Origin of the sequence: Colwellia sp. 6_MG-2023, assembly GCF_030547765.1 — a bacterium.
Classification (GTDB): Bacteria; Pseudomonadota; Gammaproteobacteria; order Enterobacterales; family Alteromonadaceae; genus Colwellia.
Genome location: NZ_JAUOPP010000013.1, coordinates 1 through 24793 on the forward strand (window position 1 = coordinate 1; position 24793 = coordinate 24793).

Here is a 24793-nt window from a genome sequence, read left to right on the forward strand (position 1 = left end):
TTTCTTGGTCGAAAGATCGGATCGTGGAACGGGCACTTAGTTCAATTTAATTAATTCTTATCCCGAGCTGAGGTTAATTACCTTTAATTCAAGTAATTTAGGTTCGACTGTTTTTGACAACATTTTGAATAACGAACAATTTTCATTAATGTTTTCTGAAATTACATCTAATAATGTATATGGAATACGAGACTTTAATTTGTTCGACGCAACTCTAACAATAAATGGTCAAATTGAAGAAGTAACCGAAGTTCCAGAGCCAGCTCCATTAGCATTATTTAGTTTAAGTTTATTAGCATTAGGTTTAGTAAAAAAACGTAAAAAATAAATTATTAGTTTAACCATATCTAAAAAGCCGTTAGTTACTTAATAAGTAACTAACGGCTTTTTTAATGCCTGTACTTTAACATCAGTACAGAATAAAAATGGTATACCTTCTGATTTAAGAGCTACAGGTGAAAACAAGCTAAAGCAAAACGACATACGGCAAACAAGTTTCATTAAGATCAATTACCTTGCACGACTTACATATGGTGAGACTTTCATAACCTTAAAGGTGAGCAGAGTCGTTAAAAAATAGTAACAATATGAATGAGAGTAACGAGCAAGTGTCACTGCCCCCTTTTATTACTTTCTTTTATTGCTCTTTTATTAAGTTAAAAATACATTTTAACCCTAATTCAATATTTTCAATGTTCATACCAGCAAATCCAAGTCTAATAAAACGGTCTTGGCTTTGCGTTTTATCCACTAAAAACTGCCCTTCTTGCTGAAGAAAAATACTATTGTTTAATGCCAACTTTGCTAATTGTTGTGCACTTTGGTTTACCTCTACCCACATTGCCATTCCACCGTCTGGAACGGTAAATGATTTCACCTTCCCTAGGTTTTGGTAATGCACTAATTGCTGAACCATAAAATCACGTCGTTGGTTATAAACCTTTGTTGTCTTTCTTAAATAACGTTCAAAGTCTCCAGCTTTCATCCACCGTGCAATCGCATCCTGCATTGGCACGTTAACTTTATAATTTATTATGGTTTTGTAATTAACCACTGCATCACTTAGTGTTTTATCTAACGCCATAAATCCAATGCGCGCGCCAGGAAACATTGAAATAACAGGGACACTCGCTTAAATTTGAACAACACAGATTTCTCTACTAAGTTTAATAAACAATCTATAGGTAAGAGGTCTTTCATGACAACAGCCAGAAAACAACTTATTAGCTTAACTGACACACCTTATTATCACTGTATTTCTCGTTGTGTTCGTCGTGCCTTTTTGTGCGGTGAAGATAAAAATACAGGGAAAAATTTTGACCACAGGCGAGGTTGGGTAGAGGATAAATTACTTAGCCTAACGCAGGTGTTTGCCATTGATGTTTGCGTATACGCTATTATGAGTAATCATACGCATACGGTATTATTTATCGATGAAGAAACTGCAAAAGGATGGTCAACCAAAGCAGTACTTGAGCGTTGGCATCAGTTATTTAAAGGCACACTATTAACACAGCAATATTGTCGCGGAGAAGAAATTCCTGACTACCTGATGACTTCTTTGCTTGAAACGGTTGAAGTATATCGCCATCGCTTAATGGACATCAGCTGGTTTATACGTCTACTCAACCAAAGCATCGCGACACAAGCGAATCAAGAAGACAATTGCACCGGTCATTTCTGGTAAGGGCTTTTTAAATCTCAAGCCTTATTAGACGAAGCAGCCCTTGCTGCGTGTATGGCATATGTTGATTTAAACCCAGTAAGAGCGAATATAGCGAAAACCCCAGAAAGCTCAGGGTATACCAGCGTAGAGCAACGTGCTACATCAGCCAAAAAGGCTAAACAGCCCAAAGCGCTACTGCCTTTTGTGGGTAATCCACGTAAAAGCATGCCTAAAGGTTTACCATTTGAGCTAAAAGATTACCTTGAATTAATTGAAATGACAGGTCGCTGTTTCCGTGAAGATAAAGCCGGCTATATTGAAGCAACTCAACCTGCTTTACTTAACCGCTTGAACATCAGTCCCGATAATTGGCTAACGTTAACAAAAGACTTTAGACGATTATTTCATGGCGCGGTAGGTCACAGCGATGTATTAACAGATTACTGCGAGCACAAAGGCTTGAAGCGACGAACTAATGTAAATTGTTGTGATAAACTTCTAGCGTAAAGACTACAACGTAACCATATAATTATCATAACAACCTACCCATACTATGATTGATTCCCCCCCACGTCTAAAAAACGGTATTTCCCCCTCTTTATTTGATAATTTCCTAAAATAATTCGAATGAGGGCTGATAAGTCATTATTGCACTTGTTATTATTGCTTGTGTTGTTGATTTAATACTTTACAAGCGAGTGTCCTAGTTATTTTAGTGTCCTAGTTATTTTTTGTTCATTTCGCTTCAACCTACTTTCTTACGAAATATATGTCGATAACCACTAGGGCTGTTGCCAAAATTTTTTACAAAATGCTCTCGTAATGACGCCGACGAACCAAACCCTACATTGCCAGCAATAGCTTCAATCGATTGATCTGTGGTTTCCAGTAAACATTGAGCTCGTTTTAATCTTGCCTGAATCACCCATTGCAAAGGGCTCATATGCAGCTGTTCTTGAAATCGTCGATTTAAGGTACGAAAACTAATAGAGGCAAAGTTAGCCATTTTATGTAAAGTAATGTCCTGATCTAGATGCTCTTCTATCCATTGCAGTAAAGGCGACAAACCAATTGATAAAGTCGGTGGTGTTTGAACAATGTATTGAGCCTGTCCACCAGAGCGTTCCAAAGGAACGACTGCAGTACGAGCTGAATTTGCTGCAACAGATACTCCAAAGTCCTTTCGGATCAAGTGTAAACAAAGGTCTATTCCTGCAGCGGCTCCCGCAGAGGTGAATATTTGTTGGTTCTCTGTGTACAGTACATTGGGAAAAAGTGCGATATGAGGATAAAGAGACGAGAATAATGACGTTGCTTTCCAATGAGTTGTGACATCTTGCCCATCAAGAATACCACTCGCAGCCAAAACGAAGGCTCCCGTGCATATAGAAACAATTCTTGTACCAGATAAATAGGCTTTACGTATCGCATCACAGAGTTCATCAGGTATCTCAGCACTTGGATCCACAATGCCTGGAATAATTAAAGTGTGAGCATCATTTAGTTGATCTAATCCCCATTTTACCTGCAGATCAAACCCTTGTGTTTTTACAATGGAATCATGAGCACATATATAACTTTCATAAGCTCTGAGGCCGGATTCTAGTTCAACATGCTCAAACAATTCATAAGGCGTTGTAAGATCGGCTACTACCATGCCATCAAAGGCCACAATAACAATTTTATAAGGTTTCATTTTAAACATAACACCACAATTGACGAAATAAATAGTTTTGCCTAGTTTGGCAATATTCTTGCGAACATATGTATTTTAGCCTATAGGCGTAGCCGAAAACAACTATCATAATAACCAACATTATTTGATATTCATTAATAAGGCTGCCTCTATGATAAAGAACAAAAATACTAGACGTTTTAATTTGCTTTGGTGGATAGCAATCATGGAAGGAAGCACCTTACTTTTGCTGATTGGAATTGCGGTACCATTAAAATATTTAGCCAATACCCCTGAACTAGTACATCTTCTTGGTCCTATTCATGGAGCAATTTTCATTCTATATCTATGGTCATTTTTAAATGTATCTGTACAAGAAAACTGGAATATGAGACAGATTATTATGGGGTGCTCTGCTGCTTTCATTCCATTTGGTGGTTTTATAGTGAGTAAACTTGTCCGAAATAACTTTAAAGAAGAAGGAGTGAGATTATGATTTATCTCATCATTAAAACACTGCATATATTTTTTATATTCCTATGGATATCCGGAATGACCATGCAAATATTATCATTACATATTGGGAAAATGCTTCCTGGTACGCTCCTACCACAAGAAATAGTTAGACTTCGTTGCCTTATTAAATTCGATCGTTTCATTGTCGCTCCAGCTATGTTTATTACCATTGGGAGTGGTTTATTTATGGCATTAAATGCGGGATGGTTTCATTACACTTGGTTGCAAGTAAAAATTCCATTGGTTGTATTACTAGCTGCTATACATGGAGTGCATTCAGGAAAGATAAAACGTATGCTCAATACATCAAGAAGTGAGGTTGCTTTTAATACGGTAAACGCAGTTATTATTTTGTTAAGCTCGTTATTAATGATTGTCTTCCTTGTCATAATGAAATTTTTATAGAAACTAAAGCGGAATCGAAAAGTAAAAACAGATAAGTTAGATGCACACTTTATCGCCTATTTTGATGAAGCCATAAAATCTATCCTAACTGCACTAAAAATTAGATAGAAAAACAGGGGAAATAACAGGGACACTCGCTCAGGTTTGAACAACACAGACTTCTCAACTAAGATTAATAAATAACCTGTAAGGAGAGGTCTTTCATGACAACAGCCAGAAAACAACTTATTAGCTTAGCTAACACGCCTTATTATCATTGTATTTCTCGCTGTGTTCGCCGCGCCTTTTTGTGCGGTGAAGATAAAGCAGGCTATATTGAATCAACTCAACCTGCATTACTTAACCGCTTGAACATAAGTCCCGACAATTGGCTAACGTTAACAAAAGACTTTAGACGATTGTTTCATGGGGCAGTAGAACACAGCGATGTATTAACAGATTACTGCGAGCACAAAGGGTTGAAGCGACGAACCAATGTTAATTGTTGTGATAAGCTTCTAGCGTAAAGACTACAACGTAACCATATAATTATCATAACAACCTACCCATACTATGATTGATTTCCCCCCCCCTCGTCTAAAAAACGGTATTTCCCCTCTTTATTTGATAGTTTCCTAAAATAATTCGAATGAGGGCTGATAAGTCATTATTGCACTTGTTATTATTGCTTGTGTTGTTGCTTTAATACTTTACAAGCGAGTGTCCTAGTTATTTGCCATTCATTTATAAACTGGGGGATATCTATTGTTGGATTCATTTTAGCTGGGTATTCAATCTTTGCATCTTTAACAGATAAAGACCTTCAATTACATCTAGCGAACAATAATGAAGAAGTTACAGGTTTAAATTACCTAAAATATAGTCATTGTTTATTTATTAAAATTCTTTTTGATTTACTAATATTAATTTTTATTGCTTTTATTATTAAGACGACTTTAGACAAAGAAGTGTTAATTCATTTTATAAACTTATGTAGTATTGAGATTAATAGCATAACCATCTTACTTTCAACTTTAAAAGCGTATCTTTATTCAAGTTTCGTATTGATTCTATTATTATGCAAATCGTTTATTTATAATATTTACCATATTATTATGATTTCGATTATTTGGCATGGAGAACAAGACGAAAACAAAAAAAACGAGCCTTAGACTCGCTTTTTAATATACTATATCAAACAGTTATCTAATCGATATACGTTTCAATCGGAGGACAAGAACATACTAAGTTTCTATCTCCATAAACATCATCAATACGATTAACTGTTGGCCAGAATTTATTCGCTGCAACACTCGCTACAGGGAATACTGCTTCACGAATAGAATAAGCTCTATCCCAGTTAGCGTCAGTAATATCCGCTAGCGTATGTGGCGCATGGTGTAATGGGTTGTTTTCTAATGTCCATTCGCCTGACTCAACTTTACGTACTTCATCACGAATACATATCATTGCTTCAATGAAACGGTCAAGTTCAACTTTAGATTCAGATTCCGTTGGCTCAATCATTAACGTGCCCGCTACAGGGAACGACATTGTTGGTGAATGGAAACCGTAATCAATTAAACGTTTCGCAACATCCATTTCAGTTACGCCACTAGCTTCTTTAATTGGGCGTAAATCGACAATACATTCATGGGCAACGCGGCCATTAGTATCTGTATATAATATTGGGTAATGTTGGCTTAATTTAGTCGCTAAGTAGTTCGCGTTAGTAATTGCATACTTACTTGCAGCTGTTACGCCTTCTTTGCCTAGTAACGCAATGTAAAGGTATGAAATACATAATATGCCTGCACTACCGTATGGTGCTGCTGATACGGCGCCATTGCCTGCGGTGGTTTCGTCAACATTAATTAATGCGTGATCAGGTAAAAATGGTGCAAGGTGTGATTTAACGCCAATTGGTCCCATACCTGGGCCACCACCACCGTGTGGAATAGCGAATGTTTTATGTAAGTTAAGGTGTGATACATCTGCGCCAATAAAGCCTGGAGACGTAATACCTACTTGTGCGTTCATGTTTGCGCCATCAAGATAAACTTGGCCACCGTTATCGTGAACAATGTTACAAATTTCACGAATAGTCGTTTCATATACACCGTGTGTAGACGGGTAAGTGATCATGATACATGAAAGATTTTCAGCCAATTCTTCTGCTTTGGCTTTTAAATCAACCATGTCAACATTGCCTTTTTTATCACAAGCAACAACAACCACTTTCATACCAACCATGTTAGCTGATGCTGGGTTAGTCCCATGAGCAGAGGCAGGAATTAAACAAATATTACGATGTGAATCGCCACGGCTTGCATGGTATTTATGAATAGCGATTAAACCGGCATATTCACCTTGCGCACCTGAGTTAGGTTGCATCGACATTTTGTCGTAACCCGTTAATTCCACTAGCCATTCAGCTAGTTCATCAATCATTTTCTTGTAGCCAATTGCTTGGTCTTGAGGAGCAAACGGATGCATGTTGGCAAATTCAGGCCAAGATACCGGTATCATTTGTGCCGTTGCATTTAACTTCATGGTACAAGAGCCAAGTGAAATCATTGAATGATTCAAGGCTAAATCTTTGTTTTCAAGTCGTTTAATGTAGCGCAACATTTCAGTTTCGCTGTGATACGAGTTGAATACTGGGTGTGTTAATATTTCAGATTCACGTACTAGTGATGCTGGAATCGACGTTGAGCCTTGCGTCACTATTTGTGCATCAAGCCCTGCTACGTCTAAACCGTGATCAGCACCTAATAAAATAGTAAACAACTGAGCAACATCAGCACGTGTTGTTGTTTCATCAAGTGAAATACTGATTTGGCCTTCAACGTCGGTACGTAAGTTAACGCCAGCAATTAAGGCACGTTCAACGATTTCAGCTTTGCTGTTCGTGTTAGTGTCAGCTACGTTAAATGTAAGCGTGTCAAAGTAGTTATCGTGCAGAGGTGCTAAACCTTTAACACGTGTACCTGTTGCTAAAATGTCAGCAAAACGATGAATACGGTTTGCAATTGTTTTTAAACCTTGAGGACCATGATATACCGCATAAAATGCAGCCATGTTCGCTAATAATACTTGTGCTGTACAAATGTTTGAGTTGGCTTTTTCACGGCGAATATGTTGCTCGCGTGTTTGCATTGCCATACGTAGTGCGTTGTTACCGCGAGTGTCTTTTGACACACCAATAATTCTACCCGGTAATGAACGTTTGTATTTATCACTGGTAGTAAAGAATGCTGCATGTGGTCCGCCGTAACCCATTGGAACACCAAAACGTTGGCTTGAACCAATTACCGCATCAGCACCTAATTCACCCGGCGCTTTTAATAACACTAAGCTCATAATATCGGCAGCAACCGCAACAATACCTTTGTTTGCGTGAATTTTTTCAATTAAGTCGCTAACGTCAGTTACTTCACCAGTAGCACTTGGATATTGAATAAGCGCACCAAAAACATCATGCTCTGGGGCTTCATTCGCTGGCGCAACAATTACGTCAAAACCAAACATATCGGCACGTTGTTTTACAAGGTCGATAGTTTGTGGGAAAACATCACTTGAGATAAAGAACAAGTTAGATTTTTTGTTTTTAGAAACACGTTTAGCAAGCGCCATCGCTTCCGCTGCGGCAGTACCTTCATCTAATAATGATGCACTCGCAAGTGGTAACCCTGTTAGGTCGATACACATTTGCTGATAGTTAAGTAGCGACTCTAAACGACCTTGTGCAATTTCTGGTTGATATGGCGTGTAAGCCGTATACCAACCTGGATTTTCTAGTACGTTACGCGTAATAACATTCGGTGTTAAGGTACCGTAGTAGCCTAAACCAATGTACGTAGTATTTACTTTATTTAAGTTAGCAACGGCTTTTAAATCAGCCAATGCTTGAACTTCTGTTTTACTATCACCAATAGCGGGTAACTGCGGTAAACGAATGTCGTCTGGTACAATTTCATCAATTAATGCGTCTACTGATGCAACGCCCATATCATTAACCATAGCCTGGGTTTGTGCTGCACTTGGGCCAATATGTCTGCGAATAAAATCTTGAGTTTGCTCTAATTCTGCCAACGGTAATGAGGCAAAAGAATTAGTTGGTGATTGAGAAGTCATATCAATTTCACTTAAATAATTGTTTTCATAACAATGGAAATAAAAGAAAGCCTAAAACATAATCGGTTAAAGGCTTAATGTTTAGCTAAGATAATCAATATTTAGGCAAAGCCCTCAAGGTGATTATCGTGACTAAAGTTTTTCATAAACAGTCGATGTTTAGGCAATGCGCTGAAATTATGAGTCGAATGAGCTTAGTGGGCTAAGTGATTTTGACGAATAATGAAGCAACGCAGCATAAACGCTGAATGTGACTGAAAATTAATCTTCGTCGATAGAGTTAGCGTAACCGTCAGCGTCTAATAAGTCAGCTAATTCAGCTTCATCGTCTAACTTAATTTTAAATAACCAACCGTCACCAAAAGCATCAGAGTTTACTAACTCAGGTGAATCTTCAAGATCTTCATTCACTTCAACAATTTCACCTGTTACCGGTGCATAAATGTCTGAAGCCGCTTTTACTGATTCAGCAACAGCTACATCATCACCAGTGCTAACTTCATCGCCAACGTCAGGTAATTCAACAAACACCATATCACCTAATAAATCTTGTGCGTGTTCAGTAATGCCGACAGTAACAATACCGTTACCTTCATTACGTACCCATTCATGTGAACTTGCATATTTTAATTCTGAAGGAATGTTGCTCATTTTTATTTTTCCTGTTGGTTAGATTTTATTTTTTTAAAGTAAATAATTTAAAGTAAATAGCTTCAAATAAGCTGTTTAAATTTATAGCACAATGGCTAGTAAATAATTAGCACAATCGCTAATAAATAATAGTATAACGATTCAATAATTGTCATTACGATAAAGCAAAATAAATACAAATATTAACGTTATTTACTGTAATTTTTTATATCTCGAAATTAGAAAACTTTTTTGCCGTTACGTACAAAGCTAGGCTTGGTTACTGTTACTTTTACATTTTTCTTACGCATTTCAACTTCGATCACATCACCTACTTTTACGCTACGTGGTACACGTGCTAACGCAACGCTGTGACCTAATGTTGGAGAAAAAGTACCTGATGTTATTTCACCATTACCAAATTCAGTAACAACTACTTGGTGTGAACGTAAAATACCTTTTTCTTCTAGCACTAAACCAACAAGTTTAGGTTGGTCGCCCGCCGCTTTTTGCGCCGTTAATACATCACGACCAATAAAGTCACGATCTTCTGGCTCCCAGCTAATAGTCCAAGCCATGTTAGCGGCTAATGGTGATACTGTTTCGTCCATATCTAAGCCATATAAGTTCATGCCAGCTTCTAATCTAAGCGTATCACGAGCACCTAAGCCACAAGGAGTTACATCTAAATCAAGTAATTTTTGCCAAAAGTTTTCTGCTTCAGCTTCAGGAACAATAATTTCGTAACCTTCTTCGCCGGTATAACCCGTTGTAGCAATAAATAAATCGCCCACTTGTACACCAAAGAATGGTTTCATACCTTCAACTGCAGCAATTTGTTCAGGTGTTAGTAAGTTAGCAACTTTCGCTTTGGCTTCAGGACCTTGAACAGCAATAATGCCAAATTCAGGACGTTCTGTGATAGTGGCATCAAAACCTGCTAATTGCTTTGTCATCCACGCAAGATCTTTTTCACGAGTAGCAGAGTTAACAACTAAACGGTAGTTAGTGTCGGAAAAGAAGTAAATGATTAAATCGTCAATTACACCACCGGCTTCATTTAACATGCCAGTGTAAAGTGCTTTACCTGCAACAGTTAATTTAGCAACATCATTGATAACAAGGCGACGTAAGAAAGCTTTTGCATCAGGACCTTGTACATCAACAATAGTCATGTGAGATACATCGAACATACCTGACTTTTGACGAACGGCATTATGCTCTTCTATTTGAGAGCCATAGTTAATTGGCATATCCCAGCCATAAAAATCAACCATTTTTGCGTTAGAAGCTAAGTGTTTTGCATGTAATACGGTTTTGTTAGTCATACGTCATTCCTAAAGAAGTCATACTTTACGTAGTTACACCTGAAATTGTATGGTGACAAACAATTAAGGTGCTCATAAAATTTGCACAGATTATAGCCCTTGGATTCTGCTTATTCAACAAAATATAACCATAAATACAAATTTAAAACCAACTTTAACAACTATACAGAATTTAATTTCAAAAAAGGTTGTTTTAAAAAATTAATCCTTGTTATTTATTGTGAATTACAAAGATAGCCGCAATAAATTTTATTAGTGAGCGAGAATAGTAAGATTCTGAATCAAGTTCAGAATGACGGACGAGGAGTTTAGAATGACCACGAAGTGTTCAGGATGACAAAAAAAACCGTCATTCCGTTGGTCATTTAATATGGAATCACATACAGTTAGCACTAAACAATCATTGGCGTTTCGGTTGTGCTAGCTCAGGTAAGTCACTTTTTAAACCAAGGGCTTGTTCTATCAAGTGTTTTTTGGCTGGTTTGAAGTTATTAAGTAAACTCATACCAACGCCTCTAAGTAATTGAAACCCTGATTGGTTTATAGAAAACATTTGTTTAATCGCTTCCATCGCAGCAATCATTTCAATAGCTTCACTTTTTCGATAACGTGAAAATGCTTTCAGTTTTTTTGGATCCGCCAGTGTTAATTCATCACCACTGTCGGTATCAATAGTGCTAGAAAGTGTTTGTGCTAATGAAGCCGCGTCTAACAACCCTAAGTTCACGCCCTGCCCTGCTAACGGATGAATAGTGTGTGCCGCATCACCAATTAACACCATGCGATCTTTAACAAAATCTTGTGCTAACCGCATTGTTAATGGGTAAGCAAAGCGCTCACTGATTAATTCAATAGTGCCAAGTTTCCCATCACTCGCTGCCGTTAACTCTTTGGCAAAATCAGCAGGCGATAATTTGATTAAGCGTTCAGCTTCTTCAGGTGACGTTGAATAAACAATTGAACAGGTATCACTGTTTTTAGGAAAAAGTGGTAAAAAAGCTAAAGGTCCAGTCGGTAAGAACACTTGCCAAGCGGTCTTCTTATGACCTTGCGAACATTTAACTGTAGCGACTATTGCATGATGATCGTAATCTCGACTGATCATCGGTATATCCATTTGCTTACGTAACCAAGAATTAGCGCCATCAGCACCTACAACTAACTTAGCGATCAGCGGCACTTGCATTGAGCTATTTACAGCGTTGTTACCCACTTCATTACTCGTTGCAGGCATTTCAAAGCTAGCAAAAGCTTCACTATCGCCCACCGTTATATTGGCGAGTTTATTATCAGTAAAAAAACTTATACCTTCATCTGCTTGGGCTTTATGCCATAAAACATTACGAATCACTTTATTTTCAATAATAAAACCTAAGTTTTCATTTTGGGGAAATTTATTAAGATCATCAACAGAAAAGTCTAACTTGCCTATGCCGGCTTTATCCCAAATATGCATACCTTGATAAGATTGAGCGCGTTCAGCAACAATAGTTGACCAAACATCTAAGTGCTCAAATAAAGTCTGACTTGCAACATTAATAGCACTTACGCGCACTTCCGGTTCAGCCGTTAGCTCAGAAATAGGTAAAGTGTCTGCAATCGCAATGGTTAAGTTGCTCGTTTTTCTTAATGCCAAAGCGAGTGTTAACCCAACCATGCCAGCACCAACAACTAACACATCAAATTTTTGCATTTTAATTCTCTTATTGTAAACTTGCTTAATAGGCTGCTGTCTACTCTAACTCGCCTATTTCATTACGTTACTTTATCGTAAACTAACTTAACTTAACTTAACTTAACTTAACTTAACTTAACTTAACTTAACTTAACTTAACTTAACCTTAACTAAAATTAGTAACCCATCAACTTATTCACTAAAGTATTTTTAATGGGCGAAAAGTAATTCATGACTTTTAAGCCAACATTTCTACCCGCCACCAAAGGCATTAAATCATTAGAAAATAACGTAACAAGGGAGTCAGTCAATTGGATAACTTGTTTTTGATCCTGCTGACGCTTTTGCGCATACTCATTAAGTGAAGCAAAACGGCCAATATCTTTTTGTTCTTGCAAACTTTTCTCAATAAGCTCTCGCATTTGCTGTACGTCTCTTAAACCTAAATTAAACCCTTGCCCTGCAATAGGGTGAATAGTGTGCGAGGCATTACCAATAAGCGCCATACGGTGATAAGTTTGCTGTTCTGCTTGCAGTAATACGAGTGGAAAAACATTTCGTTTACCCACGTGAGTAATTTCGCCAAGCCAACTACCAAACTCACGCTCTAATGTTTGTTTAAAATCGTGATCCGATAGTGCTAAAATTTCTTCTCTTTGCTCTGGCAACATAGTCCACACTAACGAACAACGACTATCACCACTTACATCAATTCTTGATTGCGAGCTCAACTTAGCTAACGGTAACATCGCGATTGGGCCAGATTTAGTAAAACGCTCGAAGGCTTTATGTTGATGTGAATTTTTAGTAGCAACATTAGTAATTAATGCCACTTGTTGATAATCACTGTGGTTAGTTTTAATGCCGGCTAATTTACGACAAGGGGAGTTTACGCCATCACAAGCGAGTAATAAATTAGCATGTAAAATCTGCTCTGAGCCAAGTACTACCGCTACTTGTTCGGTAGAAGCTTTTAGTTCATCGCTATTTAGTGTCGAACCTTGCCAATGAATATCAACAATAGAGTCTGGTGTAAACCAGTGAATATTGTTTTTTGATGCGAGTTCTTTTAGCTGGGCTTGACCAATTAACGCCATTTCAATGACATAACCTAAGGCTGAAACCCCATGCTCTTGCGCTTCTATTCTGGCTTTGCCGTAATAACCTTTATCAGAAATATCTATTTTTTCAATCGCACATGCATCACTAGATAAATGCTGCCACACCCCCATTTTTTTTAAATATGATGCGCTGCCGTGCGAAAGCGCTAAAACACGAGCATCGAATAGTGATGAAGTACTATTATCTTTTCCACTTACTCTGCTTTCTTTATTTACTGCATTACATTGTGCTGACTCTGTGGGTGTGGTCTCTTGCTCTCCTCTCTCTGTTGCTGTCGGCTTTGTTGCTTCAACAATGGCAATAGAAAGCAAGCTACCATCAGCTTTTTTCAAATCAGCTAAACTTAATGCCATCAGGCTGCCAGAAAGACCACCACCTGAAATGATAATATCAAAAGTGTTACGCTTATTTTTCATTAGTTTAATTAGCCATTAATGCTTCAATATCGGCAATAGTTTCAGGGCAATCTTGTGTTAAATTTTCACAGCCCAGCTTAGTAACAACAATATTATCTTCAATACGAATACCAATACCACGCCATTTCGCATCAATTGTTGTATCGTCAAGTGGCATATAAAGTCCAGGCTCTATGGTTAACACCATACCAGGGATAAATTCTCGGCACTGCTGTCGTGATTCATTCATCTGATAATCACCAACATCATGCACATCTAAGCCAAGCCAATGCCCTAAACCATGAATAAAGTATTTTTTACAAACCTTTTCTTCTACTAGTTCAGCTACGTTACCTGACAGTATGCCTAGCTCAACTAAACCTTTCGTTAAGCATTCATTCGCAATTGTATTTAACTTAATAAAGTTGGTGCCTGGTTTAATTGCGGCAATCACTTGTGATTTTGCTTCAAGCACTAATTGATAAAGGAGCTTTTGCGGTTCGGTAAATTTACCGTTAATAGGAAAAGTTCGAGTGATATCCGCCGCATAGCCAGACAACTCACCGCCAGCGTCAATAAGCAATAGCTCATTATCATTTAGTCGATCGTCGTTATTGGTATAATGCAAAATATTCGCGTTATCACCACCAGCAACAATAGTTGCATAAGCCGGGTGACGAGCCCCGTGACGCGTAAATTCGTGTAATATTTCATTTTCTATTTGATATTCAAATAGCCCAACTTGAGTTTGCTGCATTGCTCTTTTATGCGCGAGAATAGAAATGTAGTTTGCTTGGCGCATCAATTCAATTTCATTGGTGCTTTTAATTAAACGTTGTTCATCAATCAATGGACTCGCATCAACTAATTGCGAAGGTGCTTTCACACCTTGGCGCACTGCTGATCTGACTTGTGCTAATAAATCAAACACTTTTTGAGTGAGTAGCTTATCGTCAAAAGCAAAGTAAACTTGTGTTAGACCATTTAAGTATTGTGAAATAAGATCGTTTTGTTCATCAAGCGTAAAGCATTGATCAAAGCCATACTCTTGACAGGCTTTTTCTTGTCCTACTCTCCGGCCATGCCACACTTCTTGAGCTTTATCTTTCGGCAGCGAAAATAAAATTGCTTGTGTTTTATTATCACGCTTTAGTAACACTAATAATGCATCAGGTTCATTAAAACCGGTTAAATAGTAGAAACTCTTATTCTGACAAAAATTAAATTCAGTATCATTACTTCGAGTAACTTCACTGGCAGCAGAGAATAATGCCAATGAATTATCTGACATTTGTGAAAAAAAGCGCTCACGGTGCTGTTTGAAATCACTTATCGACAAACTTGCCAAACCGGGTAATTTATTTTCTGTTCCTGTCATATATTCTACTTCTTTCATTTTATTACTGCGGGTATCAATAAGTTTTCATCAGTAATTCATTATCAGTAATGGATATCTGTAGTGCTAATGTTTGACTAATGTATTGTGCTATTTTTTTGAGTTTTCTCGCTTGCTTGGGTCGATAATGTACCTAATTCGCTAAAGCATAATAAAGCAGAAATGCGTACATATTCATTTATTTCAAAATAGGCTTGCTCAGTGTCTTCATTTTCTTCCATATCATCAGATATATTGGCTATTTCAGAAAAATCAGTAAGCACTTCTTTTACTTCTTCAGAAAGAACAGGGTTATCTTTTTGTTGTAAGCCAAAGCCTAAATTAAACCCTTGCACCCAAACACCTAACGCATGACCGCGCTCAGCAATAGAATCGTCGTCATCAGGTAGCATTAACTGAAAAGTGTATGCATCATCAAGAATATCAGTCCATAATTCAGTGAACATTTGCTTAATCGTTGATTTAACTTTGTTCGGTAAGCCTTCACCATTATTAAACAAGTCATTTATCATCGTTAAATAATTAGCATCGTCAACCGGAAAACCTGCACAGATTAACCCCGTTAATACCCCATGAATTTCACTGGCGTGGGCTTTAACATTTTCGGTAGTGATATCTGCCTGTGTGCTAGCAAAGTCTAACGTCTTGTTTACGGTCATATTTTCACCTGATATTTTAACTGAATGTTTGCAGAGCGTGACTCATTACAAATTATTTTAAAGAAAAAGAGCTAAGTAGCTATTCTAACATTGCCCTAGTTAAAAGACATCAGCACAGCAGCAAACTTTGATGACAAATTTAAAGGAATTAACTTAAATCAGCGGCATATTTTCTTAAAATCTCAAGTGGCACTATCTCAAGCGCCTTAATATGCGTTTTTTTAAGATAAACTCGTGGCGCCTTATCATCCATTTCAGCCTGTAGCCACCGAGCAGCACATAAACACCAAGTATCTCCTGGTTCTAATCCTTCAAAACCAAACTCGGGAACGGGTGTAGATAAATCATTCCCTTTAAGACGAGAATATTCTAAAAACTCAGCTGTTGCTTTAATACTAACGGTATGTGAACCAATATCTTGCTCACAGGTGTTGCACATATTATCGCGAAAAAAACCGGTAACCGGCTTACCCATACTGGCTTCAAGTGGTTCACCAAATACATTAATCGACTCATCCATTTCCATAATTTATACCCTAAAATTTTCAAGCTAATATTGACAAAGCATATAGCCATTAAAAAAATGAAATCAATATACCAAACAACACAGTGAAACGCTAAGTTACAAATAAATTTGTAACAGCTAGATAAAAATGTATACAAAATATGGTCATTTACTTGCATAGAAAGATCAGCACAGTTATAGTGCAAGTTAATCTGCAATTTATTCTATGTTGTTCAATAAGCTTGGAAATTATATAAAATGACTCAACGGACTGTTGAAATAAATGTGCTCGACCGTAAACTAAAAGTGGCTTGTCCTATTGGACAAGAAAGTGCTTTATTAAGTGCTGCCGCTGAGTTAAGTGATCGCTTAACTAATTTACGTAACAGTAAATCAATTGCGACCCCAGAACAAACATTGTTAATGACAGCATTAAATCTAACTAATGAGTTACTACTAACAAAACAACAACTTAAAACAGAAAAAGAAGAAAACAATCAAAAAATAGCGTTATTACAATCCACTATTGAACAAGCATTAGCCCCTGCGAAAAAACACGCTTAGTTATTTTTAATTAAGCTCATATTCTGCCACAACCTACTGGCAACTGGTCCAAGTAACCTAGACTTCAGTTTTATCACTTGATAATTTAATGCTAAATATGTTTCTACGTCACTTAGTTTTAACGCAATGAGTTCTTTTGATTTTAATTCGTTTTCAATCATATATTCAGGTAAACGCCCCCAACCTATACCACTCATAATTAACGTTTTTTTGGTGTTAAAATCATTCACATACCAGCAGCGCTGCCCTGTTTGTACACTATAATTAATTCCCTGGCTGCTCTGCCCTGAATCTTGTACTACAATTTGATATTCATCTTTCAACGCTTCTACTGACATTAATGCTGGATGACGCTCTAGTAATGCAGGTGATGCTACATTACATAAGCCGCCTTGATATAGTTTTTTTGCCTCATAATCACCTGACTGTAACGCTAAAAGATCAATCGTTGTTAAGGCAAGATCAGCCTGTTCAGACTTCACGGCTTCTAATGCACCATTAATATATTCTTGTTTTAAAATGATCTGTGTATGAGGAAAGTCATGACGTATTGATTCAAGTACAGGCAATATTCTTTTTAGATCATAAGAGGCTTCAATTGCTAAAGTAACCGTGGCCTCATTGCCTATCGCTAAAAAAGAAGCAAGTTGTTTTATTTGCTTTGCCTCATTCATTAAACGTAGGGCATGTTGATAAATTTGTTTACCATTATCTGTTAGTACTAAGCGATAACCTTGGCGATTAAATAACTGTAAACCTAATTGTGTTTCCAGCTGCTTAAGTCCTTGACTAACCGCTGGCTGAGTTTTAAATAGCTTTTCACTAGCCTCTTTAAGACTGCCTAACTCAGCAACTTTCACCAACATTCTTAATTGTTCTAATGTCATTTATTAATCAACTTTTCATGAATATATTATTAGATTACCAATAATTGTAGTTAAGCTAAAGTTAACAAGTTACAAACAAATATTCAATATTAATTAAGTTTTTATATTGTAATACTGTCGGCTAAGTAATGTTTGGATACATTTTATAGAGAGCTAAAGTACTCTCTTTGCCCAGTAATAGAAAATTATGGAGTTAGCATTGAACAACACAAAAGCAACTTATGGATTTATTAGTGTTTTTTTTCACTGGTTGTCTGCAGTCACTATCTTTGGCTTATTTGGCTTAGGCTATTATATGGTTGATTTAACCTATTATAGCCCATGGTATAAAACCGCCCCTGACTTACATAAAAGTATAGGTTTGATATTTTTTGCTGTAATGCTACTTAGAGTAATTTGGCGATTTAAACAAGTAACGCCAGATCATCTAGCAAGCCATAGCTCGCTTGAGAAAAAAGCAGGTAAAGTGACCCACCTTATACTTTATGTGCTGATATTTATTATCATGATAATGGGGTATTTAATTTCAACAGCGGATGGGCGAGGAATAGAAATATTTGAAATGATAACTATACCAGCACTGGGATCTATCATTGAAAATCAAGCGGATGTCGCTGGATTTATACATAAATGGTTAGCATATTTACTGATAGGGCTAGCGACATTACATGCGTTAGCAGCACTAAAACATCACTTTATTGATAAAGATGACACTTTAAACAGAATGATTGGCAAACACCAAAAAAACGGAGAATAACTATGAGAAAACAATTAACAAAATTAGCACTTACATCGGCGTTTGTTGCAGCCACCTTCATGCCAACGGTCAATGCAGCTGACTACATTATTGATACTAAAGGTGCACATGCTTCAATCAACTTTAAAATTCAACATTTAGGCTATAGCTGGTTAACCGGTCGTTTTGACAAATTTGGCGGTTCTTTTAGTTATGATGAATCAAATATTGCCGCATCAAAAATTGAAGTAAATGTTGATACGAGTAGTATTAACTCAAACCATGCAGAACGCGATAAGCATTTAAGAACTGGCGACTTTCTTGATGTAAGCTCATTTGCTAATGCTAAATTTGTTAGTACTTCTGTTGCAGATAAAGGTAATGGTAAATTAGCCATTACAGGTCAATTAAGTTTGCACGGTGTGACTAAAGAAATCGTTATTGATGCAGAAACTATTGGTGAAGGTAAAGATCCGTGGGGCGGATACCGTGTAGGTTTTAGCGGTACAACAACGATAGCGTTAACTGATTTTGCAATTAAAATGGACTTAGGTCCTGCTTCAAAAACTGTAGAATTGAATCTACATATTGAAGGTATAAAACAGTAAAGCTAAGGTTATTTAGTAAGAGTAGTGATTAATGGACGTTAATATTTTTTCTTTAACCACTGCTTATTCAATAGAAATGTCTCTCGCACTATCTTCTTCATTGAAGTGTGTAATTTACTTTCTCGTGTGCAAGATGATATTCAAACATTACTTACCGGTATAAATTACTGAAGCTGAAAAGAATGTAAACGCAGGTTCATCAGCAGCACGAAACTTACCGGTATATCCTGCATTTACTTGGCAGTAGTTAACCTAAGCCCGGTTTAACCAATTTTGAGGAACTAAATAGTGGTTAAGCTTTGCTTCATCACTATTCTCTTCAGCTTTAAAATTATATTCCCAACGTGCTAAAGGTGGCATCGACATTAGAATAGATTCTGTTCTGCCACCTGATTGCAAACCAAATAATGTACCTCGGTCAAACACTAAGTTAAATTCAACATAGCGACCGCGACGGTATAACTGAAATTGTCTTTGCTCTTCAGTGTATTCATCATTTTTACGACGATTGATGATAGGAACATAAGCGTCAATGAAGCCTTGTCCAACGGATTTAACATAATCAAAGCTTTTTTCAAAACCCCATTTATTTAAATCATCAAAGAATAATCCACCTACGCCACGAGTTTCATCACGATGTTTTAGGTAGAAATATTCATCACACCATTTTTTATAATCATCATAAACATTTTCACCAAAGGGTGCTGATAAATCATGAGCTACTTGATGCCAGTGTAATACATCTTCGTTGACAGGATAAAATGGTGTTAAATCAAAACCGCCACCAAACCACCACACTGGGGCTTCTCCTTCTTTTTCAGCAATAAAAAAGCGTACATTGGCATGAGATGTTGGAATATGAGGATTTTTAGGATGAATAACTAAAGAGACACCACAAGCTTGCCATGTTCGGCCGGCTAACTCGGGTCTATGAGCCGTTGCTGACGGTGGTAATTTATCACCTGAAACAACTGAAAAATTAACACCACCTTGCTCTATAACAGTGCCGTCAGTCATTACTCGCGTACGACCACCGCCACCTTCTTTGCGCTTCCAATTGTCTTCAATAAATTGGCCACTGCCATCGGCTTGTGCTAATGCTTGGCAAATACGATCTTGTAACGTTTTAAAATAACCAATAACGTTCGATATTTCAGGAACTTCATTGGTAGGGTTTAAGGTGCTCATAAAATAAGGGATATCCATCAAAACAACGAGTAATGAAAATAATTATATCATTATTTCATTAACCTAAACTACTAATCCCCTGCTGTATTTTACCTAGCTTGCCATTAGCATTAATTACTTTAAATTTTAAATCTCTTAGTGAATAAGGTCGATAACCACTAACCAAGTTAAACCGTTCAATAACAGTATGGTGAATAATAGGAATATGCTTCGATTTAACATCGTCAACATTTACCCTAACGAAGCGAGGTGCCAAGGTTGCTGCGTTTCTATTCGTTCGAATTTGGCTATGTAATGTGCCATCGACCAAAGGCTTGATATTAAGATCATCAATACAGATGCTATCTTGCGCCCCCGGTACTTTTAATCCAGCAAAATCAATTTCGTTAATATCTTGTATGCTCAATTTATCACGCACACTATCAAGCATAAATTGCAAAGTAATATCAGACAAACCATCAAACCAGTAACTACCACCAATATCAGAATGCACACCGGCAAACCATATTTCGGTCACTCTTTTATCATAATTAAATAAAGTTGGTTGAAACAAAATTCGTTTCTCATCCAGTGAAAGTAAATGCACCGCTTGTTCAACATGAGCACCAAGAGTGCCATTTTCAAAGACAATACCACTGGCAGGGAAAGTATCCGGATTTAAATCTAACGAACCACGTGTTGCGGCAACAGTATCAAACACGCCTAAAAACTTAACCTTATAAGGCAAATGTGCAGCAAACATGCGTGCAATAGCAGCACCACGACTAAAACCGAAGATATAAATAGCATCTCCTTCAGAAAAATGTGTAGATAGATCGGCACGCGCATTGGCGATAATATCATCCATATCGCCATAAGGCGGCGCAAACATTGCGTTGAATTTACGTTTAAGCCAACTACCGCGAGTACCAACACCACTGTAGTAAAAGCTTTGTTGTGCTGTTGTAATTGTATTTACAGAATTCTTTTTAACATTTTTTCTGGCATTAAATGAATTAAGCTTACCACCAAAAAAAGCATGTAGTTTTAATACATTACTGATACTAGAGTCTTCAAAAAAATCATCCGCATCTTGAGGTGAATTACATGTGCCATCAAAACAGAAAATAAGCTTTTTCATAAATTATTCCTTTAAAGTATTAGTGGATACTAAGTTGGTTAAATTTATTCCTTCCACTAAATAAAGTCTAAAATAGTGGTTATTTCAAGCAGTTCTTTACTGCTCATATCAACTTTTAGCCTTCTCCCTCTAGTCAACAACCCTGTGAGACTGGTAGAATCTACCTCATTATTTTTATGAAAATGAAAAACGAGAGATTGAATAATGGGAAGAGCTTACCAAAACAGAAAATTATCCATGGCAAAAACTGCCGGAGCAAAAACCAAAGTCTATTCAAAGTACGGTAAAGCGATTTACGTTTGTGCTAAGAATGGTGGTATAGATCCCGATGGTAACCTTGCTTTACGTGGTTTAATTGATAGAGCTAAAAAAGACCAAGTACCTACACATGTAATAGAAAATGCGATAAAAAAAGCATCAGGTACGGGTGGTGAAGATTTTGAAGAAGCACGTTATGAAGGTTTTGGCCCTGGTAACTGTATGGTAATTATCGATTGCTTAACTGATAACGGCAACCGTACCATTAAAGATGTTCGTCAATGTTTTACTAAAACCAATTCTAAAATCGGATCTTCTGGTACGGTTTCACATATGTTTGATCACCAAGCAATATTCGCTTTTAAAGGTGAAGACGATGAAGCTGTTTTAGAAAATTTAATGATGGCCGACATTGATGTGTCTGACGTTGAATTAGAAGATGGTATTATTACTGTTTATGCACCACACACTGAGTTTTTCAAAATAAAAACTGAATTTGCTAACTCTATGCCTGAATACGACTTAGAAGTTGAAGAGATCTCTTGGGTTCCTCAAACTTATATTGATATTGAAGGTGAAGAAGATTTAGCTAATTTTGAGAAATTCATTGCCATGTTAGATGATTGTGACGACGTACAAAATGTTTATCATAATGCAGAAATTAAAGACTAAATAAACGCGTAACATTGTTGCTCTAGTCGCCATATCAAGCCTATCTTAGTGATAGGCTTTTTTATTTACATTTATTAAACATGACTTTGTTGAGCCGAACATGGTTGAATTCGAGCCTAAAACACTTCATCGACATTAAACGTCATTTCTTCCTGGCTAACAGGATGCCTTAACGTTAACCTTTGTGCATGAAGGTGTAAGCGCTGAGCAATATTGTCATTGTTATTTCCATATAAATCGTCACCCAATATTGGCGTATTTAACCCTTGTGGATGAGCACAATGAACCCTTAATTGATGTGTTCTTCCTGATTCAGGGTATAAATATAACTTTATTTTTTTATCGGTATGTTCAATAACTTGCCAATGGGTTTTCGATGCTTTTCCAGCCTCAAAACACACTAACTGTCGGGGTCTATCGTCCAAATCACCTCTTAACGGCAGGTTAATTTCCCCTTCACTTTGTTCAACTATTTTATCAATGTTAGCCGCTACTTTATTTTCAAGTAATGCCACATAACGCTTTTTAATAGTACGATTAATAAATTGTTGCTGTATGTTTTTTTGTGCCCGTTTAGTTAACGCTAATACCATTACGCCTGAAGTAGACATATCTAATCGATGCACAATTAGAGTGCCCGTTGCTTCTGGAAACTGTTCTTTTATTCTTAGATAAACAGAATCTTCAATGTTTTTACCGGGCACAGATAAAAACTCATGCGGTTTATTAACCACCACAATATCGTTGTCTTGATAAATAATATCTAACGCTTTACCTTCTGCGGGGTTAACCAATAAAGGGTTATCATCTAATGTCATGCCCTCTAGCATATGCGCTAAAATTGGTTGACATTTACCAGAGCATGCACCATAAAACTTTTTATGTTGACGTATTTCAGACTTAGGCGCCCGACCCCACCAAAATTCGGCCATCGCTAGTGGTGTCATATTATTCATAAAAGCATATTGTAATAATTTTGGTGCGGCACAATCACCAGTACCTGCTGGTGGCATTGGATGGCGTGTGTCTTGAAATAATTCAAGTAAATCTCTTTCAACGCCAGCACTGTTTAATAAACTATACTGTTTAAATAGTTTTTTTTGTAACCTTGTCGACAACCGTTTTCGTTTATTTTTAACGGCATCAACTTCATCAGTTAACGCGGTTAATTTTTCTTGCGCTGCTGTTATTAAATCAAGCCAATGCTGTTTTAACGCTTTTAATTCATTTTTATCATAAACACTTTGTTTTGCTAATTCTTTCAGCTGCTGTGCTAACTGTTCTTCAGTAAAATCATCCCTTACTTGGCTACGTTTAACTTTTCTCGTTTTCCGATTAAACGCCATTTTTTCATGCTGCTGAGCAAGCTGTTCTTCTTGTTGAATAGCAAGTGATGTAAGTTGAGATTGGTACTCTTCTAACTTCGGGTTAACTAAGAGTTGCTCGAGTTCATGATTAAGTCGATTGATAATAATACTGTCATCGTGATACCACTCGGCTTGATCATTAAGCTCAAAAACAGGTGGTACAAAGGTCATATTATTTTTAAGCGAAGCTTGTTGAATAGAAAGATCAAAGTGTTTTCCTGAAAAAGCAATAAGATAACCTATGTCACCTTGCTGATTTTTTACTAACAGCACGCCAAACATTTTCCCTTGTTGTTCAAGCTCTTTTGACAGTTGTTGATGGTTTTCAAGTTGGTTTTGTAATTCTGTTGCCGCTAATAAGCACAATGGATGAGGATCATAGCAAAATGGGAAAGTAAAACGTTCGGGTAGAGTGTAATCTTTTATATTCTGACTAAAAGCGTTAAAACAAGTTTTCGGGTAGATCATAAATTTCCAAGGGTCTTTATACGGCTAGGCGATTTTACAACAAAATAATCTCTAAATTATAGCATCACTTAACACCATTAACCGTTAGTACTTTTTAGGTATAATAATTGACATAGTTAGGTGTGTATTCAACTAGCTTGGCATAATTGTCAGGTGAAGTAAGCCCTTTGGTTCCCCAATTCATTGACATCTTAAATAAATCTGACTGTTCATCTTGCATTTGCACAATACTCATTAAAATTTCTTTGTCACTTTTACCCTCTGCACGCCCCTGATTAATAAGATCTTGCTCTAAATTTAACACCTTCTGGTGTGCTTGTTTTAATGGCTCTTGTAAACGATTTATTCTTTCGGCTATTTCAAAACCATTATCTGCATTCATAATTTCATTTAAATTAATGGCCGCCATTGACGGCATTCGTCCTATTAAGGAATCAACCTTTGCGGTTAGTTCTTCAGGTGAAGCGTTTTCAATAAAAGAAACTGCATTTTTTCGGGTATCGTAATGAACAATAGCCTTGGTTTCTTGCGTGTTATTTACCGCAATTGGTTCAACTTTATTGGTATTGTTTTGAACTTGTTGAACAGCATAGTGTTGTGAACTAATTGAATTTATCACTTATCTTCCTTAATCGGTTTTTTCATTCCTATTGATAAGTAATCTGTTATGTACATAATAAAATGACAGACTAATATGATGATTTAACTCTTTACGATACTAAACTAAAGAGCAAATAGCGTACCAACCCTCGTCAGCTATAAATTGTTAGCCGTGTATTGATTTACTCAATATGACCCAATAAAAACGGCAAAAAGTGCCTTTGAGTATTTTTACAT

Annotated in this window: 23 protein-coding genes and 1 pseudogene; 9 read left to right on the forward strand and 15 right to left on the reverse strand. The window is 36.9% G+C overall.

The annotated features are described in order from the left end of the window. The first annotated feature begins 124 nt into the window (after positions 1 to 124). Complete coding sequence (locus Q4503_RS09685) at positions 125 to 328, forward strand: PEP-CTERM sorting domain-containing protein (RefSeq protein WP_303602138.1); 204 nt, start codon at positions 125 to 127, stop codon at positions 326 to 328. Positions 329 to 637: 309 nt separating this feature from the next. On the opposite strand, the gene Q4503_RS09690 is transcribed toward Q4503_RS09685, so the two are convergent. Next, entirely contained in the window at positions 638 to 1111 is a 474-nt protein-coding gene (locus Q4503_RS09690) for an aminotransferase class I/II-fold pyridoxal phosphate-dependent enzyme (protein ID WP_303602139.1), read from the reverse strand. An 87-nt stretch (positions 1112 to 1198) separates the two neighbouring features. Here Q4503_RS09690 and Q4503_RS09695 point away from each other — a divergent pair. Beyond that, positions 1199 to 2173: pseudogene (locus Q4503_RS09695) on the forward strand (transposase). A gap of 238 nt (positions 2174 to 2411) precedes the next feature. Here Q4503_RS09695 and Q4503_RS09700 read toward each other — a convergent pair. Continuing rightward, a complete protein-coding gene (locus tag Q4503_RS09700; RefSeq protein WP_303602140.1) occupies positions 2412 to 3362 on the reverse strand; it encodes a GlxA family transcriptional regulator in 951 nt (316 codons plus the stop codon). A gap of 151 nt (positions 3363 to 3513) precedes the next feature. Here Q4503_RS09700 and Q4503_RS09705 point away from each other — a divergent pair, with 151 nt between their 5' ends. From Q4503_RS09705 to Q4503_RS09715, 3 genes are all read left to right on the forward strand, one after another. Continuing rightward, a complete protein-coding gene (locus Q4503_RS09705) occupies positions 3514 to 3837 on the forward strand; it encodes a DUF3817 domain-containing protein (protein ID WP_303602141.1) in 324 nt (107 codons plus the stop codon). Positions 3838 to 3893: 56 nt separating this feature from the next. Further along, positions 3894 to 4262 (forward strand): CopD family protein, encoded by a 369-nt coding sequence (locus Q4503_RS09710; protein ID WP_303602142.1) that lies wholly within the window; start codon positions 3894 to 3896, stop codon positions 4260 to 4262. A 203-nt stretch (positions 4263 to 4465) separates the two neighbouring features. Beyond that, complete coding sequence (locus Q4503_RS09715) at positions 4466 to 4768, forward strand: hypothetical protein (protein ID WP_303602143.1); 303 nt, start codon at positions 4466 to 4468, stop codon at positions 4766 to 4768. Positions 4769 to 5447: 679 nt separating this feature from the next. On the opposite strand, the gene gcvP is transcribed toward Q4503_RS09715, so the two are convergent. The 8 genes from gcvP to Q4503_RS09755 all read right to left on the reverse strand — a co-directional run bounded on the left by gcvP (position 5448) and on the right by Q4503_RS09755 (position 16109). Beyond that, positions 5448 to 8378: an aminomethyl-transferring glycine dehydrogenase gene (gene gcvP / locus Q4503_RS09720; RefSeq protein WP_303602144.1), complete on the reverse strand. Its 2931-nt coding sequence runs from the start codon at positions 8376 to 8378 to the stop codon at positions 5448 to 5450. Positions 8379 to 8639: 261 nt separating this feature from the next. Beyond that, complete coding sequence (gene gcvH, locus Q4503_RS09725) at positions 8640 to 9029, reverse strand: glycine cleavage system protein GcvH (RefSeq protein ID WP_215974387.1); 390 nt, start codon at positions 9027 to 9029, stop codon at positions 8640 to 8642. Positions 9030 to 9247: 218 nt separating this feature from the next. Continuing rightward, entirely contained in the window at positions 9248 to 10336 is a 1089-nt protein-coding gene (gcvT, locus tag Q4503_RS09730) for a glycine cleavage system aminomethyltransferase GcvT (RefSeq protein ID WP_215974388.1), read from the reverse strand. Positions 10337 to 10736: 400 nt separating this feature from the next. Beyond that, on the reverse strand, positions 10737 to 12029 hold the full coding sequence (locus tag Q4503_RS09735) for an FAD-dependent monooxygenase (RefSeq protein ID WP_303602145.1): 1293 nt from the start codon (positions 12027 to 12029) through the stop codon (positions 10737 to 10739). Positions 12030 to 12187: 158 nt separating this feature from the next. Beyond that, positions 12188 to 13549: a 2-octaprenyl-6-methoxyphenyl hydroxylase gene (gene ubiH, locus Q4503_RS09740; protein ID WP_215974390.1), complete on the reverse strand. Its 1362-nt coding sequence runs from the start codon at positions 13547 to 13549 to the stop codon at positions 12188 to 12190. 4 nt (positions 13550 to 13553) lie between these two features. Further along, a complete protein-coding gene (gene pepP, locus Q4503_RS09745; RefSeq protein WP_303602195.1) occupies positions 13554 to 14906 on the reverse strand; it encodes a Xaa-Pro aminopeptidase in 1353 nt (450 codons plus the stop codon). Positions 14907 to 15001: 95 nt separating this feature from the next. Beyond that, entirely contained in the window at positions 15002 to 15583 is a 582-nt protein-coding gene (locus Q4503_RS09750; protein ID WP_215974391.1) for a UPF0149 family protein, read from the reverse strand. 148 nt (positions 15584 to 15731) lie between these two features. After that, positions 15732 to 16109, reverse strand: a complete 378-nt coding sequence (locus tag Q4503_RS09755; protein WP_215974392.1) for a DUF2237 family protein — start codon at positions 16107 to 16109, stop codon at positions 15732 to 15734. A 237-nt stretch (positions 16110 to 16346) separates the two neighbouring features. Between Q4503_RS09755 and Q4503_RS09760 the strand changes: the two genes are divergently transcribed. Then, positions 16347 to 16652, forward strand: coding sequence for a cell division protein ZapA (locus Q4503_RS09760; protein WP_215974393.1), 306 nt, complete (start codon positions 16347 to 16349; stop codon positions 16650 to 16652). Here the strand turns inward: Q4503_RS09760 and Q4503_RS09765 are convergent. Next, entirely contained in the window at positions 16649 to 17539 is an 891-nt protein-coding gene (locus tag Q4503_RS09765; RefSeq protein WP_303602146.1) for a LysR family transcriptional regulator, read from the reverse strand. The genes Q4503_RS09760 and Q4503_RS09765 overlap by 4 nt on opposite strands. 199 nt (positions 17540 to 17738) lie before the next feature. On the opposite strand from Q4503_RS09765, the gene Q4503_RS09770 reads away from it, so the two are divergent. Beyond that, complete coding sequence (locus Q4503_RS09770) at positions 17739 to 18296, forward strand: cytochrome b (protein ID WP_303602147.1); 558 nt, start codon at positions 17739 to 17741, stop codon at positions 18294 to 18296. A gap of 2 nt (positions 18297 to 18298) precedes the next feature. Continuing rightward, on the forward strand, positions 18299 to 18883 hold the full coding sequence (locus Q4503_RS09775; protein WP_215974396.1) for a YceI family protein: 585 nt from the start codon (positions 18299 to 18301) through the stop codon (positions 18881 to 18883). 252 nt (positions 18884 to 19135) lie between these two features. On the opposite strand, the gene hemF is transcribed toward Q4503_RS09775, so the two are convergent. Both hemF and Q4503_RS09785 read right to left on the reverse strand, forming a co-directional pair. After that, positions 19136 to 20071, reverse strand: a complete 936-nt coding sequence (gene hemF, locus Q4503_RS09780; RefSeq protein ID WP_215974397.1) for an oxygen-dependent coproporphyrinogen oxidase — start codon at positions 20069 to 20071, stop codon at positions 19136 to 19138. Between the two features lie 58 nt (positions 20072 to 20129). Further along, positions 20130 to 21191, reverse strand: coding sequence for a DUF2235 domain-containing protein (locus Q4503_RS09785; RefSeq protein WP_303602148.1), 1062 nt, complete (start codon positions 21189 to 21191; stop codon positions 20130 to 20132). A gap of 204 nt (positions 21192 to 21395) precedes the next feature. Between Q4503_RS09785 and Q4503_RS09790 the strand changes: the two genes are divergently transcribed. Beyond that, positions 21396 to 22121 carry a YebC/PmpR family DNA-binding transcriptional regulator gene (locus Q4503_RS09790; RefSeq protein WP_215974399.1) on the forward strand — a complete coding sequence of 242 codons (726 nt, stop codon included), beginning with the start codon at positions 21396 to 21398 and terminating at the stop codon, positions 22119 to 22121. Positions 22122 to 22237: 116 nt separating this feature from the next. On the opposite strand, the gene Q4503_RS09795 is transcribed toward Q4503_RS09790, so the two are convergent. Together Q4503_RS09795 and Q4503_RS09800 are read right to left on the reverse strand one after the other, a co-directional pair. Then, positions 22238 to 23956 carry an RluA family pseudouridine synthase gene (locus tag Q4503_RS09795; protein WP_303602149.1) on the reverse strand — a complete coding sequence of 573 codons (1719 nt, stop codon included), beginning with the start codon at positions 23954 to 23956 and terminating at the stop codon, positions 22238 to 22240. 94 nt (positions 23957 to 24050) lie between these two features. Next, on the reverse strand, positions 24051 to 24575 hold the full coding sequence (locus Q4503_RS09800; RefSeq protein ID WP_303602150.1) for a hypothetical protein: 525 nt from the start codon (positions 24573 to 24575) through the stop codon (positions 24051 to 24053). Between the last annotated feature and the right edge of the window lie 218 nt (positions 24576 to 24793).